Source organism: Rothia sp. HMSC071F11, from assembly GCF_001809115.1.
GTDB lineage: Bacteria > Actinomycetota > Actinomycetes > Actinomycetales > Micrococcaceae > Rothia > Rothia dentocariosa.
This window is the reverse complement of the sequence record NZ_KV795760.1, coordinates 80,004-99,829: the sequence shown is the minus strand read 5'-3', so window position 1 is coordinate 99,829 and position 19,826 is coordinate 80,004. Positions and strand designations below refer to the sequence as shown.

The window sequence follows — 19,826 nt, the reverse complement described above, 5'->3', positions numbered from 1 at the left end:
GATGCTTCCTTTCACTATTGCTGTTGCTAATAATACTATCAGTAATACTAGTCTTGTATATAGGAGTTTGTGATCAAGGGAACCCGAACAGGGAAGTAGGTTGCCCGTCCCTAACTGGGGGAGAGAAACATCCCCGACATACACTAGACACATGGAAAAATGGACCGATACGCAGAACTTCGCAGACGCGGGCGAGAAAAGCACACTCATCGCCTCCGCGCATCGCGCCGCCATTCGCTCCATTGAACGAGTCGTCACCGAAACAGTCACCCCACACGACCCTCTATACGCCGCCGAGGGCATCGAAAAAATGCTCCGCACCGGCGGCGTTTTGGCGCTTACTGGCGCAGGGGTTAGCACCGAATCCGGCATTCCCGACTATCGTGGACCCTCCGGGTCACTCTTAGACCACCGGCCCATGACCTACCAAGAATTCCGTTACGACGATGCCGCCCGACAACGCTACTGGGCTCGATCTTACGTAGGGTGGAGGCGCATGCGCCGCGCATCCCCGAATCGAGCCCACTATGCGCTCGCCGAACTTGAGCATGCGGGTGCGGTGAACGGCCTGATTACCCAAAATGTTGATGGTCTGCACGTGAGTGCCGGAAGCAAGAACGTGCTGGCACTGCACGGCGATTTATCCTCAATTCTGTGCCTGGACTGCGGAATGCGTGAGTCGCGTGAGAGCCTGGATATCCGCCTGGATGCGGCAAATCCGGGGTATCTGGAACGCCTCGAAAGTACTGAACTGCAGGTCAATCCTGACGGCGACGTTGAGCTCGATAACGACTATATTCGCAGCTTCCAGATGGTGGGGTGTACGGTTTGCGGATCGACGAAACTCAAACCGGATGTTGTCTATTTTGGTGAATCCGTGCCCGCCGACCGGAAGGCTCGCCAGCAGCAGATGCTCGCGGATTCTTCGGGTGTGCTGGTGGCGGGTTCCTCAGTCGCGGTTATGAGCAGCTACAAGATTGTGCTTGATGCCCTGCGCGCGAATAAACCCGTGGCGGTTATGAATGGTGGCCCCGGGCGTGCGGATGCGCGCGTCACCTATTTGTGGCGCACGGGCGTGGGGGAGGCACTGGAAGAAATGCTGGATCGCCTCGATATCTAATCTGCTAATCCGCAGGCTGCTCAAAAGAAAAAAGGCGTTGGAAATACCGATTTTCACTATTAAGGGTCTTTTTTTGAAAGAACTTAAGGTGCCTGCAATAACATTAAAGTTAAAACCTCAAGATGATATTTAAAGTTTATGGGAATAGTACATCTATCAAAAATACCTGTGTTAATAATTTCTCTTTAAAAAATCCGCTCAAACCGCGTTATAGAGGCGAAGGCAGGGTTTTGAGAGAGTAATATATAAAGCATGAGAACTAAAAAAATTGCTACTTTCGGTGCCGTTGCAGCTCTGAGCTGTGGATTGGTAGGCGGTTTTACTACCATTCCGGCAGCATTTGCCACTAATTCCCTTCCCGGTAATTCTGTATCTACTTCTGTTCCGGGAAATTCGGAACACTCCCACAGCGATGAAGCTAAGATTTCTTTCCCCAATGAATGGAAAGAAGGTCAGGAGTTGACCTTCCAAGGTTCCGGCTATACAACCGAAGATGGTTCTGCTGGTTCCACTCTGGTACTTAAGGACCATGAAGGTTCCATCGTGGGTACCTATGATGCAGACGCGCAGGGCAATGTCTCCGGCAACATCAAGTGGAATGCTGCCTATGCAGAACGTGACTATGTTGAAATTACCGTTCTGACCGGCAAAAAGGCTGGCGATGTGCGGCGCAGCGAGACTGTAAAGGTCAAGGTCGTAGCTTCTGAGAAGAGTGGTTCCCTTCCCGGCGAAGGTGGCCAGGGCGGTATGGGTGCCGTAGGTGGCGGCAGCACTCCCACATCTACGCCGACTGTGACTCCATCATCGACTCCTGAAGCAACCACTCCTGCTTCAACTCCGAGTGCATCCACCACTGCTGAGGCTACAAGCACCGCATCTGCTACCGCAACCGAGACCGCTCAGGTGACCAACGGTTCTGAAACCCACCAGTTTGCAACCTGCGAAGAGGCTAACAAAGCAGGTTTCAAGGACATTAAGCGCGGCGACGCTGCATACTCTGAGAAGCTCGACAGCGATCATGACGGCGTAGCTTGCGAAAGCAACGGCGGCAATGGCGAGCAGGGTAGCGCATCCAACGGTAACGGCGGTGCAGGTTACGTTTCGGATAACAACAATAACGGCTCTAATAACGCTTCCTCGAACAGCAATGGCAAGCTGGCTAACACCGGTGCAAACGGTGCTCTGACCGTAGCAGGTCTGGGTATGGTTGCTCTGGGCGTGGGCGGTGCAACCGTAGCTGCTCTGCGTAAGCGCAAGCGTGCCTAAAGATTAGATGATCAAGTCCTCGGGACGGCTCTAGAAGCTGCCGGAGGCTACAAGAATCCCCCGTTCCTCATGATTAGAGGAGCGGGGGATTTTGCTGTTAAAACCTCAAAATCTAGGAAGATAGTTTCCACGAAAAAGCTGCCGATACCGCCCTCTGCAGCAAGACCCCTCACGGCAGTAATAACGCTCGAAAAGCGTACCAATCAGGATTTGCATAGGAGACATTATCTAAGTCAGAATGTGCCTGTTGCGCATCCTTAAGACCTCTAGATAGGCGCTAACGCTCCGTATATGCAAATTCTGAATTTTTATGAGCATACCACCACATTTTTGTAGTACTGAGTCTCGTTCTTCATCCTTTATTCCCTGCAATCGCGGGGAACTTTTAGATATGCACGAAATACATAACTACAAGTTAAGACAGACACAGGAAGAACACAGGAACGGGCGCGAACCTAGAAATACAAGAACACAACGGCACACAAAACGGAACGGAGAGTCCAATGGATATCTTGATGATGGGACTGGCAGACCTAGTAGCAATTGGCACACTCTGCACCCTGTACATGATTCGTCATAAGACCCGTGAACTCATGATTTCATACGCGGTTATCAACGCCGGTGTCTTCACCGTAACGGTCGCCCTGGCACATGCCGGAAGCACTGCGGGCGCTATGGGTCTAGGACTCTTCGGCGTTCTTTCCATTATCCGCCTGCGGTCTACCTCCCTAAGCCAGCGCGAGGTCGGGTACTACTTCGTATCTCTCGCCCTCGGTTTGATCTCCGGCGTGCGGCTTGACCCGCCATATATCGCCTTCATCCTCATGGTGGTACTGGTCGGAATTATCGCACTACTGGATTCACCGATCTTTGAAGCGAAAAACCAGCCACGCACCCAAACCGTCACGGTGGATCGCGCTATCAGCGACGAAGGAACCTTGAAAGCCTATCTGGAATCACGTCTCGGGTACGAGGTCGTCTCCGCTAAGATCCTGGAGCTTGACCTGCTCAACGACACTACACAGGTGACTATCACCTATAAAGAGCTTCCCCAACTCCAAGAACACCTTAACGCGAACTACGAATACTACGCTTCCTAGGCTTTATCTCGCGGATATCCCCTAAACCTACACCTAAAAACTCACATGTTGAAAGGACCTACCATGAGTCCCCAAGCACCTCAGCCGTACACCCCGTTTCAGGGTGGCGCCGCACAGACTTTGGAATCTACGCACACCCCTGCGGTAGATAATACTCCGTCTTCTCACCGAAGCGGGCACCGAGAGGAAAGTACCATGTCTATCGTGCCAACCTATTGGCAGAGCATCAGCCTCGATGAACTCAACGAAAAGGCCGCTATGCAGACCCGTGTGGACCGCAAATACATTGTGGACGCAGATTATGCGGCATCTATCCTAGCTGAACTTCCCGCCGACGAGGCGGCCGTCCTAGAAATCGACGGTCAGCGTGAATTCGCCTATGACTCTGTATACTTCGACACTCCTGACCTGGTGAGCTATAAGGCTTCCGCCATCGGCAGCCGTAACCGGTTCAAGGTACGTACTCGCAGCTATCTGGATTCTGACCTGAGCTTCTTGGAAGTCAAGACTGAAGGGGCTCGTGAATTCACGGTCAAGGAACGTATTCCGTACTCTATCGAAAACCGTGACATGCTCACTGCAGAAGGCAAGGAATATGTAGCTACCGCGCTTGAGCAGCTGACGGATGCGTCTGTCGATGACCTGGAGCCGGTTATCCGCACCGGGTACCGTCGTACGACTGTATATTTGCCCCAGTCCGAGCAGAATCCGGTGGATTCTCGCCTCACGATTGATACTTCGCTCACCTGGACTCCGCTTTCAGAAAACGCGCTCATGTACACCGCAGACGGCGGTGAAGGACCAACCAAGTATCAGGTCGGTACCGAATATACTGCACCCGGTACGGTGATTATCGAAACGAAATCCGGCAGCGCACCTTCAGTCGCTGATAAGTATCTGTGGCGTGCGGGTATCCGACCCGTCAAAATCTCTAAGTTCGCTACGGGTATGGCTGCACTGAATCCTCAGCTACCGGCGAACAAGTGGAAGCGCACGATTCAACGTTGGATGCAGCTTGAACCTGCCGCTTAGATCTAGACCTGAGCGGGTAACGTCTGAGAACGCGGCACAAGAATAGGGTGGGGTTTTCCAGAGGCTCACCGTGTTAGGGCATTCTGGAAACCCCACCCTCTCGCGTAGGATGGTTGAGGCAATCTTTACCGAGATACTTAATCCCTACAGATAAGGAACCCCGTTCGAGATGTTCAAAAACCGGTTTACATCTGTTCTTACATGCGCCTTTGCAGCATCGCTGGCACTTGCCGGATGCGCGATTAGCGGGAACCCTGATAACTCCAAAGCCACTGTGACCGCACAGGAACAGGGGAAGGAACTTAAATCTGGCGTATACACCTCGAACACCAAAAATGGTGAAAAGATTAATGCGCAAACTCACTTTACGCAAGAAGACGTGACCTGGAACCAGGATGCTGTTCTTCCGCTCAATCTGGCAGATCCCACCGCAACCGATGGGGTCAGCGAACAAAACGGCACGATTACGATTACGAAGGGGGGAACCTACCGTATGTCTGGCGACTATACGGGGCAAGTGAAGGTTCAAGCCCCTAAGACAGATAAAGTTCAACTCATTCTTGACGGCGTTAATATCACGAATGAGACCGGATCTGCTATCAACATTACCTCTGCCGACGAAGCCGTCATCTACACGTCTCGGGGCAGCACCAATAACCTCAGCGACGGCCCAGAATACGCAGTTCAGGGCAAAAAAGAGGCAGATTCTACGATCTATTCAACCGCTAACCTAACCCTTGCGGGCGATGGAACGCTGAATATCGCTGGCAAATTTGACGAGACGGTGCACACCACCAAAGGACTGGTTGTTGCCGGCGGTGCCCTTAACATTAATTCCTCGAAGACTGGACTTAAAGGCAAGGACTACGTGGATATTCAGGGTGGGACCCTGCGTATTGAAGCCGCAAAGGACGCGATTAAAGCCACCAACACCGAAAAACAAGGTCTTGGATGGGCGCGCGTGGCTGGCGGTGACACTGTTCTCCGCGCTGGCGACGACGGCATCAAGGCGCTGCGCACCCTTGAGATTCTGGATGGGAAGCTCACCATCGAAGGGTCTGAAGAAGGGCTTGAAGGGCAATACGTCAATATTCATGGCGGCAATACGCTCATCAACAGCAATAACGACGGCGTGAATGCCTCGCTCAAGGACCAGCTGCCTAACGATCAAGAGTATGAAGATCAGAAGGAAGACAGCGACCAGCCGGATGCCAGCCCCGTACCCTTGGGTGGTGCCCGCGATACCACAGAGGTTATTGATACCGTGATCAACATGACCGGTGGAAATGTAACCCTCAACGTGGGTGCTGACGGCATGGACTCTAACGGACACGAGTTCTATACAGGAGGTGAGTTGCTAATCAACGGCCCTCAGGACGATGCCAATGATCCTATTGATCCAAATGGTGACATTACTGTAAGTAACGACGCCAGGATCTCATTTGGCGGCGGTGGTGTAGAGCTTTTCAAGCGCCCGATCGACGACTCCACGAATGGGTATCTGCGAATTGCAGATAACGATACTTTCCCACAAGGGCAGTCTGTTCAGGCAGTAGATTCTGCCGGACAAGTCGTTGCAAACTACCGGGTGATTACTCCGGGTGTTAAACAAGTATTTTTCTCGAATCCCTCTATCGTGAAGGGTCAAGAATACACTCTTTACCTAGCACCCACGCTGGTGGATCCGAAGACCACCACCCTTGCACCTGGTGCCGTTGAACGTGGAACTTTCACGGCATCAACCCCCGATCTGTAAAACATAACGAGAGGAGAGAATCCTATTCCAACCTTTAGCCTGCGCAGGATAAAACCATCACACAAAACTCCGGCGCGGGTGGCGGTGCACGCCACAAATATGCATCAGAAAATCCAACTTCTATCACACAACACATACATCAGGAGCCTGCAGGAACCCGCGAATTTGATGCGGCAGGTACCCGTTACCCCGTAGAATTCGGATGTAAACCCTGAAAATACTCACAAACTGCTCAAACAGTGTAGATAGAAAGTGATTCTTTCCCCATGAATAAAAAAATACTGACTTCGGCAACTTCGGTAACTTTGCTCGCAGCGCTTGCACTCACCGGATGCTCAACTACGAGCAACGCCCTCGCCTCTGGCACGACGGCTGCGGACAGCTCAGTCGGTACGACTGCGACAACATCCTCGGCAACCGCCACCGACACTGCCGCCAGCAGCTCGTCATTCTCGACCAACGTGAAAAGCGGCGAAAAACTCGACGTCGATACTCACTATTCGGAACAGGATCTCAGCTGGGACACTTCCTCTGAAACCGCGATTGACCTGTCAAACCCCACCGCAACGGACGGCGTTACCGTTGAAGACGGCACCTTGACCATCACGAAGGCTGGCACGTACAAACTCTCCGGCGAATACCAGGGGCAGATCAAGGTCGAAACCGCTGACAGCGACGCGGTTCGGCTCGTTCTCGATAACGCAAACATCACGAACTCCAGCGGTGCCGCGCTGAACGTGGTAAACGCTGACGAGGTTATTCTTTACAGCGCATCCGGCACCACCAATACGATAAGCGACGGTGCAGACTACACCGCAACGGGGGAAGATGATCCGGATGCCGTGGTCTATTCCAAAGCCGACCTGACGATCGCGGGTGAAGGCACCCTGAAGGTGAACGGCAACCACGAAGACGGCATTCACACGAGTGACGGCCTTGTGATTGCCAGCGGCACTCTTGAGGTCAATGCGGCGAACACCGGCATCAAGGGCAAGGATTATGTGGATATCCTAGGCGGCACTATTAACGTGACCGCGCAGCAGGACGGTATCAAATCCACTAACGACACCGACGAGGGGCAGGGCTGGACCCGCCTGAGCAACGGTACCGTGACTGTGAATGCGGGCGATGACGGTTTCAAAGCCTCTCGGGTCGTCGAAATTTCCGGGGGCTCCCTGACGGTTGAACAGTCCGATGAAGGCATTGAAGCACAGTACATCAACGTCTCTGGCGGCGATGTAAACGTCACGAGTGCGGATGACGGCATGAATGCCTCGCTGAAGACAAGCAATTCTGAGAGCACGGATTCATCCGAGAACACCTCTGATACTGCCAATCAGCAGCAGGGCAGCCTGCCGGGTGGGCAGCAGAACGGAACCTCCAATCAACAACAGCAGGGGATGGGACAGCCTCAGCCTCCTGCGATGTCTGGAACCTCGCAGGACGGCACGTCGCAGAATGGAACCACAGGTACCGGTCAGCAGCAGAACAACACCCAGAACCAAGGCAACCAGAACATGGGACAGCCTCCGGCAATGCCCGGTGGTAACGCCCAGGACGGCACGTCTCAGAACGGAACTACAGGTACCGGCCAGCAGGGGATGGGCCAGCCCCCGCAGGGTGGTATGCCCGGTGGTGGCGGCGGAACCTTTGAGGTTGTCGATGCCGCAATCAACGTGAGCGGCGGTCATGTTACCGTCAATGCTGAGGGCGATGGCATTGATTCGAACGGTGTCACAACTCTTTCTGGAGGAACGCTGATAGTGAACGGTCCCAGCCAAGGCGGTAACGCTGCGCTGGATACCAACGGCGACTTGCTCCTCAACGGTGCCACGGTTCTCAGCGGCAGCACGGCAGATATGTTCGAGGCTCCCTCCACCAACTCGACGAGCGGCTACCTGAAACTGACCAATAGTTCCGGATTTGAGCAAGGATCCACGGTTCAAGTAGCGGATTCATCTGGTAAGGTGGTGGCTAACTATAAAGTCACCAAGTCGAATGTGCAGTTGGTTCTCGTCTCTAGCTCATCGATCGTCAAGGGTCAGAGTTACACGGTGTACACTACAACATCGGCTGTGGACTCCAACGCAGCGTCGTTGGCATCCGGTGCGACCGAGCTAGGTAGCTTTACAGCCAGCTAGTGCGGGTTGTTCCCAGGGACTTGGGGATAAAATCTTTGAGTCTCGGGCTTGTAGAGATGGGTTGCTACGCGCGGCTCTTATAGAAGGCTCCTACAAAGGTTTGGGCTCCACATCAGCGTATAATGCGCGAGGTGGAGCCCAAACCTTATGCATAATTCGCCGGGTTTTGGGCGAAGAAACTGAAGATTCGATAGATTTTCTGAGCATGAATCTGTCAATCAACAAGACATTGAGGGGTAAAACAAGGTACCCTAGAACATAGGAAAGACTAGAGAGCGATCCGTGGGTTATGCGCGCCTTGGGTGTGGTGGCTGCGGACATGAGGAAAGAGGGGGTCACGCCATGGGGCGCGGCCGTCAGAAGGCTAAGGCAACACGGCAGGCTCGGGAGATGAAGTATTTCAGCCCCGAGACCGACTACAGTGCACTTGAGCGCGAGCTCAACGCTAAGAACACTAAATCCTCCGAATCATCTTCTCGTCGCTATGATGATGAGGATGATTACTCGGCATACGCGGAGAAATATGCCAAATATGATGATGAGGTGTAGCGGTAGAGCCCTAGCGTTACGCTCATACGTGAACCGGCTTAAGCACCCTGCAAGGTGGCTTGGGCCGGTTTTTTATATACTCTGCGGGCGTGCTTGAGCGGCCTACGGGTTTTCATGTTGGCTTGTTTGCGCATCTGCTGATGCTGGCGGGCATCCTGCGGTATGGATACGATAGTGTCACCTACGAAAATGTACAATACCCGAATAAGGTCCGTGCCCACCTGGATATTCCCGCCAATGAAATCGCACTCGCGGGAATTGTCCTCAGTTACCGCAGTGATGACAAGGCGAATTCGCATCGCAGCCCCCGCTCCAACGGTCGAGGGGATTTTAACGATCACATAAGGAGAGAATGATGGGAACTAAAGATGATATTGTGCGCATAGCAACCGACTATATCCAAAGGAACGGTGTCAACGCTTTTAGCTACGCAGATATAGCGCGCAAAATGAACATCAAAAAACCCAGCATTCACTACTATTTCCCTGTGAAATCCGATCTCGTGCGTGCAGCCTTCGAAAAGTACAGCGCAGACTTTTTTGAGACGCTGCACCAGGGTGTGGATGCGGCACGCAGCCTCCGCGAAGAACTCGAAGCCTATATGAGGCCCTACCGTGCGAACCTGGAACAGGGCTATAAACTCTGCCTTTGCTCAATGTTGGCGCTGGAATCCCTGGGGCAGAGCGCATCCGCTTATGATGCTGAAGAGGAAAAGAAGACGGTGAAACGGGGAACGCATATCAACGCAACGTTCGTGCCCCTGCGCGCCCAAGCTGAAAACCGTGAGCCTGCCGAGATCAACACCGCAGACTTTCAGGCTAAGAATATTCGCTGGCTCGCCGAGCGTTTTGAGCATGCCGGGTACGATCCCGAGCACTCGCAGGCAGAGGCGGAGTCCTTATTTTGCACGGTGCAGGGCGCGCAGCTGATAGCACGCTCCGCACAGAGCCTTGATCTTTTCGACTCCGTCACAAAGCGGCACCTCGATAACCTCACCGGTGCGTAAGCGCGTATCACGCAGAGGCGGCAGGCTTATTGCGAGTTATTGTGCATTTTGCGGTTATTTAAGTCGCCCGATGCACGATAACCCGCGAAATAGAAATCGGACTAAGACAGTCTTGCGTCTAATGCATCAAGCTGTGTGAAGTATATGCGAATGGTGAGGCGATCCCCGGAAATGAATACTCATACATAGCTAAAACATAGCTTCTTCATGTTTTAAAACGAGAAATGCCACGCATTCTAGAATCATGAAGAACGGAAATACTACCGCAACACTGCCAGTCGAACAGGTCGAAGAGACTTCTGAAATATCCCAGAAACCTAAGAAAAAGAAAGTAACTAGGCGCGTTCTCTTAGGAGGTGGCCTCGGCACCCTTGCCGTCGCAGGTGTTGGTGCTGGTTGGGCATATAATCGTTATCTTGCCGAGCATACGCAGATTGATGACACCGTATCCTATGAAAAATCACAACAAGCAAAGAATAATAATTCATCATCTGACGGTGCCTCAAGTCCCAGCGAACTCACCAACGTTAAGGTCACCTCTGACGGCTTGAGCGCCAGTGAAGGCTCTATCACCATTACCAAATCCACCGAAGGAAGCGGCAACAACGCGGTCGTTTCCTTTACCGCAGAGATCAAACTCAACGCCATGACCCTGCTGCGCGGAGCCTTCGCCAACAACAAATTCGGGCAAAACATTATCGATACGCCCTCCAATATCGCCGCGCAGCACAACGGCATCTGGGCGATTAACGGCGACTACTACGGGTTCCGTGACACCGGCATCGTCATTCGCAACGGTGTGGCATACCGCGATTCCGGCGCCCGTGAAGGGCTCGCGTTCTACCAAGACGGCTCCGTCAAACTCTACGACGAAACCGGCACGAACGCGCAGCAGCTCCTCAACGAAGGCGTCTGGAATACGCTTTCCTTCGGGCCGGCACTCGTGCGGGACTCAGAGGTTGTCAGCGGCATTGATCAGGTTGAGGTCGATACCAACTTCGGCAACCACTCCATTCAAGGCAACCAGCCGCGTACCGGTGTGGGCGTGCTCGGGCAGAACCACCTCGTATTTATCGTGGTCGATGGGCGTTCCGACGGGTATTCGCGCGGAGTTACCATGCCCGAATTTGCCTATATGTTCAAGGAACTCGGGTGCGTGAGCGCCTATAACCTAGACGGCGGCGGATCCTCGGTGATGGTCTTCAACAACCAGCTAGTCAATAAACCGATGGGCGGCACCAAAGAACGCGGAACCAGCGATATTCTGTACATCGCCGGGAGCGCATCATGATAGTCCTGATACCCGCCTATAAACCGGATGAATCTCTCGTGCAGTTAGCGGAGCAGATTACAGAATTGGATGCGCACGCCGAAATCCTGGTGGTCGATGACGGCTCAGGAAGCACCTACGTGCCGATCTTTACCGAGCTGGCGATTCGGGGCATCACGATTATTACCCAACCTGCAAACCGCGGAAAAGGCGCGGCCCTGCGTACCGGGCTGGCGTGGGCACGGACGCATCGGCCCGATCACATTGTGGTAACGGCGGATGCTGACGGGCAGCATTTACCCCGCGATATTCTGCGCGTGGGCGCTAAAACCGAGCGAATGGCGAGCATCGGTACGCGTGCCCTCGTGCTGGGGGTACGCACCCTGCCGGATACTCGCGCCGAGTTCACTGAGCCCACCGTTCCTCTGCGTTCCCGGTTGGGTAATGCGCTTACCGTCGGGTTCTTCACGCTGGCGACGGGCACTCGCATTGCCGACACCCAGACGGGGCTTCGCGGGTTTACCACACAGATGATTGATTGGGCTCTCAGCCTGCGCGGCGATAAATACGAATACGAGTTTTCAATGCTGCTTCGTGCTAGCCGGGCCGGGGTGGAGCTTATTGAGCTGCCCATCGTGAAAGTATATGAGCTGGGGAACCCGAGCAGTCATTTCCGCCCGATCCGCGATTCCGCACGAATCTACGCGCCGCTGTTGGGATTCTTAGTATCTTCCTGCACCGGGTTTATCGTGGATGCGCTCGCCCTCTTTGCCCTCGTAGGCGTGGGTTTTGCTCTGCTCCCGGCGATTGTGCTGGCGCGCATTATCTCGGCGCTGACGAATTTCAGTATTAACCGTATTCTCATGAACGACGGTGCCGATCGCCCCTCGCGGGCGGTGTCCCTGGGGCGCTATGCGATTTTAGCGGTGGGGATTTTGCTTGCAAATGCTGCGCTGATGGAGGTTCTCACCGCTTTCGGGGTCGTGCTCATCGTGGCGAAGATCCTGACCGAGCTGACCTTGATTCCCCTCAGTTTCGCGGTACAGCGTCGGTGGGTTTTCCTGCCAGCACCGCCTCCGCAGACTACGGAGCAAAACGAGCGCTCACGCGAGCTTGCCACGCATTCTTTGTAGAACATCCTGCGGCGTAGGTCTCTTCCTATAAAAGGCTCATTATTCAAATAATGAGCCTTTTATAGGGAGGGGGAACATAGATTACTTAGTCAGAAGCCGGGGCCATTTCCGAAAGTTTAGGCAGTGTGCGAAGACTTCTTTGTGAGAGCATCAGGATCAAAGCCAAAACCATAAACGATCCGTAAAAGAGAACCGTTCTGGAAATCCCCCACTGCACATACATGATGCCAGCAAGCAATGCCGCCACAGGAGCTAGAAGCATATTCGGGATGCCCTGCGCCGAATGTACACGTCCTATCATGTCTACCGGAGTCGAAGCATTGATATACGCGACGATACTGGAATTGAAGGCAGGAAGCGGCACTCCCGAAATAAGCATCAGCGCACAGGTTATCCAAAAATAGTCGTGGGTGAACGCCGCTGTCATGTAGCATATGACCATCATCCCGACCGCCAGCACACCCAATGTTCCTAAGGCGAAACGCTCCGTCATCCACCCGACTGTTAGGGACCCTAAGAGCACTCCGGCACCAAAAACACAGGCAAAAATACCGATACTGTAGGCCGCAATACCCTGTTCCGCGTAATAATAGATGAAGACGAGTGGCAGTCCTGTTGCGGCAAAGTTCGCGCAGCAGGCTACAGATGCGATCGCTACAAGAACACGGTTCTTCACAACATACATGAGCCCTTGGGCGAGGTCGGCAAAAAATCCGGTAGATTGTGTATCGATGACAGTATCGGACACCGTAGTTTCACTGCCTGCCTGCCGGTGCTTACGCTCGGCATGCACAACAGTAGATGAACTAGGTGCCGCCAGAAAAGCTGTGAAATTGACAAACGCGTGCACGCAAGCGGTCAGAATCAAAGAAGTGGAGGCGAGTAGACCCGCTAACGGGCTGCCAATTAGGTTCGCGGCAGATTCTCGTGTTTCTCCTAATCCAGAGGCGTAGCCGAGCTGTTTGGTAGGCACCACCCGTGCGATAATAGCCTGCTCGCTGGGGTAATCGAACGATGATGCCAGTGCCATCACGCACAGGATGCCTATCAGAATTGGAACAGAACCGACGTTTGCGAGAACACACAGGGTTAGGACTATCCAGGTGATGCACTGCCCCATGCATGAAAGCGTAAGAGTGTATGTGGGCTTATATCTGTCGACAATAACTCCAGTCAGGAAGCTCGCCAGTATGCGTGTTACACCTGTAGCAAAGAGGGCAAGACTCGCGTTTTCGGGGGAGCCGGTGAGGAACAGCATGATTAGGGGAACACTTATATAAGACATAGCGTCTGACAGCTGGTTCGCACCTATCGCGAATACTGTGCGTCTCAAAGGGATATTTGCCCGCAAAAGGCTGTGTTTACTCATGGGGTTCTCCAGATATTCAAGGTTGTGAGGCTACTATGCCTCATAGCAGCGCAACACCGCATCATGCCTCATAGCCGCTACATATTGTGCAGAGCAGACAGGCGCGATGCGGTTATTGCCCTCATCAATTACTCAAATAAAAACCCCGTGTGTTGAGCATGGATGAGATTTGTATGATGTCCTATATCATAGACATGCATCACACATAAAGTAAAATTTTATGTAGACTTAAAATTGCACATATTTTCTCTATTTCACTTCTTACTAAAAAGGCTCTTGATGTATATCAAGAGCCTTTTTATGTGTTATCCGTCAGGGGCTTTTAGTAGCGGTAGCCTACGTTATAGTAGCCGTAGCCGCGGTAGCTGTTACCCCAGCCGTAGGGGTACGATGCCCACCACGGATGCCCTGAACGGTGCATCCACGGGGTGTTGTGCCAGCTTCCACGGTGTCCGCGGTGGTATCCCCAACCGCCCCAAGAACCGTATCCGTAATCCCAGCGGTTCCATGCACCGTATCCCGACCAGGGATCGTACCAGGGGCTGGGGGAGTAGTAGCCTTGACCCGGGTAATCGTACCAGTACCACCATGAAGGAGGCGCTGGCTTATAAGACTCCGAAGGCGCGGGCGTGGGTTTCTTGGTTTCCACAGGAGCCGGGCTCGGCTTAGGAGTCTCAACCGGTGCGGGCTTGGTAGGCTTCGGTGAAGGTTTGGGCTTGATCGGCAGAACCGGCAGCTGTTCCTCATATGGAGGCAGCGTGGGCAGCGGCTTCGACGGAGGGGGCGCAATCGGGCGTACAGGCTTGCTCGGCGCAGGCGTTGGGGTAGGTGTGGGCGCAGGCTCAGGATTTGAGGTTTCAGCCGGTGCCGGAGTAGAGCTGTCGGACGGAGCAGGCTCAGGCTTAGAAGGTTCGGACGGAGCAGGCTGAGTCGGTGTAGGGTTCGGCTGTTTCTCCGATTCTACGAGCTCATCGACCTTATCCATTGCCTTAGCCGCATCTATAATGCCGGCGCCGCAATAGTCACGATCGCAGGTGATCGGGTTAGCGGTGGATTTCAGAATATCCAGAGCCTTCTCGTAGCTCAGGTTCGGGTATTTTGACCGCATGATGGCAATCGTGCCCGCAACGTGAGGAGCCGCCATCGAGGTACCCTCATATTCGGCGTAATCTTCCTTCTCGGGAACAGTCTTGCCTTTATTCACCAGCGAAAGAACGCCCACACCCGACTGCCTAAAATCGCCGCCGGGGGCGCTGACGGCAACGGTCGAGCCGTAGTTAGAGTAGAGTGCACGTGAATTTCCAGGGTTGCTTGCACCCACGTTAATCACGCCGTTACAGCTGCCGGGAATTTGAGCCGAAGCATTCTGATTTGAGTTTCCGGCGGAGGTTACGATGATGCTGCCGCGCTTGTTCACGGACTCGATGGCACGGTTGTAGGTGCGCGAGCATTTCCCGGCACCGCCCAAAGACATGTTGATAACCTGCGCGGGGTGCTGGTTTGCGGGTACACCCCTCACGGACCCACCGGATGCCCAGATCAGCCCATCGATAATGTCTGAATCGTAGCCGCCGCAGGCACCCAGGACGCGCACCGGCACGATCTTGGCTTTCGGGGCTACCCCGGCAATACCGATGTTGTTGTTGCCGACGGCCGCTATAGTCCCCGCAACATGGGTGCCGTGCCAGGTTGAATTGGTGGCTTTTGCCCCAGAACCGCACTGCCCTTCAGTGGTCCAGTCGCCTTCATCCTGCGGGTTGTTATCGCGTCCGTTGCCATCGCGTGCAGCGGAGGCATCCGACACGAAATCGTAGCCGGGCAGCACATTCTCGTTTAGGTCTGAATGCTTGGTAACGCCGGTATCGATCACGGCAACGGTCACCTGGTGATCCCCCGCGTGCTTCAGTGCATAATCGGCTTTGATAGTGGTGAAACCCCACAGGCGTGACATCTTAGGATCGTTGAAATCGACCTTGTCCGAGCCGGGGAGGCTACCGGTGGGCTGGCGTTTGAGATCCGGCTCGACCGAGTCCACCTGCGGGTTCTCGGCGAGCGTCTGCATATACTGCTTTGCCTGCTGCGCATTCAGAGGCTTTGACAGAGAGACCACCGAATCATTCTGCGCGGTATCACGCACATAGGTGGTTTTAATGCCGAGGAGCTCGTCAAGCGAATTTACGCTCTTCTCGATGCCTTGGTAGAGTTCGGGAACAAACTCGGAGTATTCGCCAGATTCCAGTCCCGCGATATCAAGGTTGTTCTTGGCCTGGTCGGCATAGTTGATGATAAAGCGGTCATAGCCCTGTTCCTGCTGCTGCACCGAGGTTGCAGTCAGAATATCCTCAGTCTGTGAGGATGCGGGAATTCCGGTCTTCGTTGATACCGGTGATGCGGGTGCGGCGTGAGCGGACGGTGCGCAGAGCCCTACCATCAGGGATGCGATACCCGCTACGCTCAGCGCCGCTATGCGGGTCCGCTTCACCGTAGGGTGTTCGATGAGTGACATGAAATGTCCTATGTTCAGTTATGTGTGAGTGAATATATGTGATGGCGAATTTGTGATTGAACTCGTCATCAAAAAATAGAATATAGGGCGTTTTGAAAAAGTGCATCTTGAAAGTATTTCAACTCAAAATATTTTTATATATTTCGCACTAAAATATATTTACACATAAAGTTTTACTATTAAAATATTGGTGAAATCCTTGATTTTGCAAGGCAGAACCAAGGTCTAATTTATTCTCCCAGGGGAAATAATAATGTATTTAATATACATCACACTATCTGGTATACGAGATTTAGGGTCTTGGAATACTTTAAAGTTTTCCGAAAGTGCAAGATGATAGGTAGCCAAGTATTGAGTAAAGATTTAAAGCTTGCGCAAAATTAGCACTATTGCCTAATAAGATCGCCGCAACAGCACACAAAACGCGAGCAGATGATTCGTTAAAAATCATCCGCTCGCGTTTTATAGATATAGGGCAGGGGAGCTACAGCGTAAAACCCTGTCAGAGCGCAGGCTAGACCGCGTAACTGCCGTAAAGCCGCACTGCGCCTCCATCAACGCCCTTGGCACCCTGCACATAGTCAGGGTTATTTAGATCGGGGGTGCCAGCCTTCACCACATCCCCCATAATCCAGGCTGAAATACCGCGCTCATTCAGACGACTCACCGCAGCATCTGCCACCGCAGGATCAACAATCGCAATCATGCCCACGCCCAGGTTCAGGGTGCGCTCCAGGTCGGCAAGCGGAACCTTACCGAGCGAACCGACAAGTGAAAAAATCGCCGGAATCTGCCAGGTCGAACGGTCCACGCGACCCTCCAAACCCTGCGGCAAAACACGCGCCAGATTAGCGGCGAGACCGCCTCCGGTCACATGCGAGAACCCACGAATACCGTGACCGGTCTGCCCTTCGGCACCATTGACCGGGAACGCAGCCGCCAAATCCAGACAATCCGCCGCATACACGCGAGTAGGCTCTAAAAGCTCTTCGCCCAAAGTACGGCCGAGCTCGTCCACCTGACGATCCAAGCCCCAGCCTGCCACATCGATCACCTTACGCACCAGCGAGTACCCGTTCGAGTGAATACCCGAAGAAGCCATACCAATCAGCACATCGCCCTCGCGCACGCGATCGGGGCCGAGCAGTTCATCGGCCTCCACCAGACCGGTTGCGGCACCGGCAACATCGTACTCATGTTCAGCCAAAAGCCCCGGATGCTCCGCCGTCTCGCCGCCCACCAACGCAGTACCGGCAACCTTGCAAGCCCCGGCAATACCCCGCACAATATCGGCGATACGCTCGGGAACGACCTTGCCCGTAGCAATATAATCGGTCATGAAAAGAGGCTTCGCGCCGCACACCACAATATCGTCCACGACCATACCCACCAGGTCGTAGCCAATCGTGTCATGAATATCGAGCGCCTGCGCGATAGCGACCTTCGTGCCCACACCATCCGTAGAAGTCGCCAAATAGGGCTTGCGATATGAGGACAAGGCCGAGAGGTCATACAGCCCGGCAAAACCGCCCACACCGCCGACCACCGAAGCGTTGTGAGTCGCCTTCACCGCATCCTTCATCAGCTCGACGGCGCGGTCGCCCGCCTCAACATCAACGCCAGCGCTTGCATAGGTTACAGAGGTGCTGTTTTCGCTCATGGGTTTATTAGTCCTTCGGGGTTATAGGGCGTGAATTAACGTGTGCGGGAACCAAGTCTTCCTCGGTCAAAAGCGCTTCAAGATCGGCGTCGGGACCGGGGTTGCACATGCCCGGTGCCGGTTGTTGAGCTTCCTGAGCAGACTCAACGGGTGCGGATGCCCCAGAGCCAGCCTGCGCCTGAACCACCGGAAGCGCTGCGGTATCGAACTTGTTCTCCAAGGTATCGGTACCCGTGCGGGTTTCAATGGAGACAGCCTCCGCATGCTCGGGCTTGTTTGGTACCGGGCGCTCAACGGTCACCTCCGCCGCCTTGCCGGCGAGCGGTCCACCCTTGCCTTCTTCGGCATTGAAGAGCGACTTGCCGCGGCGCTCCTCCGAGGGGAGCTCAATCGGGTATTTGCCGGTGAAGCACGCCGTGCACATGCTTTTCGCGGGCTGTTCGGTTGCCGCCATCATGCCGTCTTCCGATATAAAACCGAGCGAATCGGCACCGAGAGAAGCGCAAATTTCGTCCACCGAAAGACCGTTCGCGATCAGCTCTGCGCGTGAGGCGAAGTCGATACCGTAGAAACAGGGCCATTTCACGGGCGGGGAAGAAATGCGCACGTGAACCTCTTTCGCCCCGGCTTCACGAAGCATGCGTACTAGGGCTCGTTGAGTGTTGCCGCGCACGATCGAATCGTCAATGACAATCAGACGCTTGCCCGCAACTACAGATTTGAGCGGGTTCAGCTTGAGTCGAATACCCAACTGGCGAATAGTCTGCGAAGGCTGAATGAAGGTACGCCCCACATAGGCGTTCTTGACTAGACCGTTACCGTAGGGAATGCCGGACTGCTCGGCGTAGCCGATGGCCGCAGGGACGCCGGATTCTGGCGTGGGCATCACCAAATCGGCTTCGACCTGGTGTTCACGGGCGAGCTGGCGCCCCATCTCCACGCGAGATTCGTAGACAGAGCGCCCCGCAATCGTGGTATCCGGGCGAGCCAGGTAGACGTATTCGAAGACGCATCCGGCGGGTTTTGCCTCAGCAAAACGGTGTGAACGCAAGCCATTTTCGTCGATCGTAATAAGTTCGCCGGGTTCAACCTCGCGCACAAAAGATGCACCCACAATATCGAGTGCCGCAGTCTCGGAGGCAACCACCCAGCCCCGCTCCAAACGCCCCAGCACCAGCGGGCGAACGCCCTGCGGGTCACGCGCCGCATAGAGAGTCTGCTCGTCCATGAACGTGAGGCAGAATGCGCCTCGCAGGGTGGGCAGCAGATCGAGAACGGCTTCTTCTAGAGAATCAAAATCGTGCTCGGCTAAAAGCGCGGTTACCAGTGCGGTATCGGTCGTATTGCCCTGTGCCAGCTCACCAAACGCCGGGGGCTTGCCGCCGTTCTTTTGCAGCAGCTTATCGTAGAGATCTGCCGAGTTCGTCAGGTTGCCGTTATGCGCCAGGCAGAGCGTGCCGTGCGGGGTGGTGCCCAGAGTCGGCTGAGCGTTCGCCCAATGGGATGCGCCGGTCGTGGAGTAGCGCGCATGCCCGATAGCGTGTTCGCCCGGCATAGAGCTGAGCGTGGCCTCATCAAAAACCTGGGACACCAGCCCCATGTCTTTATACACGTGGATGCGCTTGCCGTTGCTCGTTGCGATACCGGCGGATTCCTGCCCGCGATGCTGCAGTGCATACAGGCCGTAGTAGGTTAGTTTTGCCACGTCCTCACCGGGAGCCCAGACACCAAATACGCCGCAGGCGTCCTTGGGTCCGTGGTCTATCGGATCGAGATCGTGAGTGAGTTTTCCGTCAGGACGAATCAATTCACATCTTTTCGACGTTGGGACTGCGGGAAAGTCTTGTCTGCGCGCGGGTGTGTGAGCCGCTGAGCAGCCGTACCCTCAGAGGGGAGTACACAGACATTTCTAGTCTAC

15 protein-coding genes are annotated in these 19,826 nt (G+C 54.3%); 10 read left to right on the top strand and 5 right to left on the bottom strand.

Features of this window, described 5'->3' with window-relative positions:
• Positions 1-151: 151 nt before the first annotated feature.
• From HMPREF2554_RS08010 to HMPREF2554_RS07980, 7 genes are all read left to right on the top strand, one after another.
• On the top strand, positions 152-1,120 hold the full coding sequence (locus HMPREF2554_RS08010) for a Sir2 family NAD-dependent protein deacetylase (protein ID WP_070554596.1): 969 nt from the start codon (positions 152-154) through the stop codon (positions 1,118-1,120).
• Between the two features lie 252 nt (positions 1,121-1,372).
• On the top strand, positions 1,373-2,386 hold the full coding sequence (locus HMPREF2554_RS08005) for an excalibur calcium-binding domain-containing protein (RefSeq protein ID WP_070554594.1): 1,014 nt from the start codon (positions 1,373-1,375) through the stop codon (positions 2,384-2,386).
• Between the two features lie 503 nt (positions 2,387-2,889).
• Entirely contained in the window at positions 2,890-3,486 is a 597-nt protein-coding gene (locus HMPREF2554_RS08000; protein WP_004005538.1) for a DUF4956 domain-containing protein, read from the top strand.
• Between the two features lie 195 nt (positions 3,487-3,681).
• Positions 3,682-4,518 carry a polyphosphate polymerase domain-containing protein gene (locus tag HMPREF2554_RS07995; protein ID WP_070554592.1) on the top strand — a complete coding sequence of 279 codons (837 nt, stop codon included), beginning with the start codon at positions 3,682-3,684 and terminating at the stop codon, positions 4,516-4,518.
• Positions 4,519-4,687: 169 nt separating this feature from the next.
• Positions 4,688-6,274 carry a carbohydrate-binding domain-containing protein gene (locus HMPREF2554_RS07990; RefSeq protein WP_070554589.1) on the top strand — a complete coding sequence of 529 codons (1,587 nt, stop codon included), beginning with the start codon at positions 4,688-4,690 and terminating at the stop codon, positions 6,272-6,274.
• 266 nt (positions 6,275-6,540) lie between these two features.
• Complete coding sequence (locus HMPREF2554_RS07985; RefSeq protein WP_070554588.1) at positions 6,541-8,415, top strand: carbohydrate-binding domain-containing protein; 1,875 nt, start codon at positions 6,541-6,543, stop codon at positions 8,413-8,415.
• A 342-nt stretch (positions 8,416-8,757) separates the two neighbouring features.
• On the top strand, positions 8,758-8,964 hold the full coding sequence (locus HMPREF2554_RS07980) for a DUF3073 domain-containing protein (protein ID WP_013397806.1): 207 nt from the start codon (positions 8,758-8,760) through the stop codon (positions 8,962-8,964).
• Between the two features lie 38 nt (positions 8,965-9,002).
• Here HMPREF2554_RS07980 and HMPREF2554_RS11580 read toward each other — a convergent pair whose 3' ends face one another.
• Positions 9,003-9,263, bottom strand: a complete 261-nt coding sequence (locus HMPREF2554_RS11580) for a hypothetical protein (RefSeq protein WP_037231264.1) — start codon at positions 9,261-9,263, stop codon at positions 9,003-9,005.
• Positions 9,264-9,319: 56 nt separating this feature from the next.
• Here HMPREF2554_RS11580 and HMPREF2554_RS07970 point away from each other — a divergent pair, with 56 nt between their 5' ends.
• The 3 genes from HMPREF2554_RS07970 (at position 9,320) to HMPREF2554_RS07960 (ending at position 12,373) form a co-directional block, all read left to right on the top strand.
• Complete coding sequence (locus tag HMPREF2554_RS07970) at positions 9,320-9,970, top strand: TetR/AcrR family transcriptional regulator (protein ID WP_115333546.1); 651 nt, start codon at positions 9,320-9,322, stop codon at positions 9,968-9,970.
• Positions 9,971-10,214: 244 nt separating this feature from the next.
• Positions 10,215-11,261 (top strand): phosphodiester glycosidase family protein, encoded by a 1,047-nt coding sequence (locus HMPREF2554_RS07965; RefSeq protein WP_013397803.1) that lies wholly within the window; start codon positions 10,215-10,217, stop codon positions 11,259-11,261.
• Positions 11,258-12,373, top strand: a complete 1,116-nt coding sequence (locus tag HMPREF2554_RS07960) for a bifunctional glycosyltransferase family 2/GtrA family protein (protein ID WP_013397802.1) — start codon at positions 11,258-11,260, stop codon at positions 12,371-12,373. The genes HMPREF2554_RS07965 and HMPREF2554_RS07960 overlap by 4 nt, the downstream gene beginning before the upstream one ends.
• 85 nt (positions 12,374-12,458) lie before the next feature.
• Here HMPREF2554_RS07960 and HMPREF2554_RS07955 read toward each other — a convergent pair whose 3' ends face one another.
• From HMPREF2554_RS07955 to purF, 4 genes are all read right to left on the bottom strand, one after another.
• Positions 12,459-13,742 (bottom strand): MFS transporter, encoded by a 1,284-nt coding sequence (locus HMPREF2554_RS07955; protein WP_013397801.1) that lies wholly within the window; start codon positions 13,740-13,742, stop codon positions 12,459-12,461.
• Between the two features lie 322 nt (positions 13,743-14,064).
• Entirely contained in the window at positions 14,065-16,248 is a 2,184-nt protein-coding gene (locus tag HMPREF2554_RS07950) for a S8 family peptidase (RefSeq protein ID WP_013397800.1), read from the bottom strand.
• A gap of 514 nt (positions 16,249-16,762) precedes the next feature.
• Positions 16,763-17,908: a phosphoribosylformylglycinamidine cyclo-ligase gene (purM, locus tag HMPREF2554_RS07945; protein ID WP_070554585.1), complete on the bottom strand. Its 1,146-nt coding sequence runs from the start codon at positions 17,906-17,908 to the stop codon at positions 16,763-16,765.
• Between the two features lie 7 nt (positions 17,909-17,915).
• Complete coding sequence (gene purF, locus HMPREF2554_RS07940; RefSeq protein WP_013397798.1) at positions 17,916-19,715, bottom strand: amidophosphoribosyltransferase; 1,800 nt, start codon at positions 19,713-19,715, stop codon at positions 17,916-17,918.
• Between the last annotated feature and the right edge of the window lie 111 nt (positions 19,716-19,826).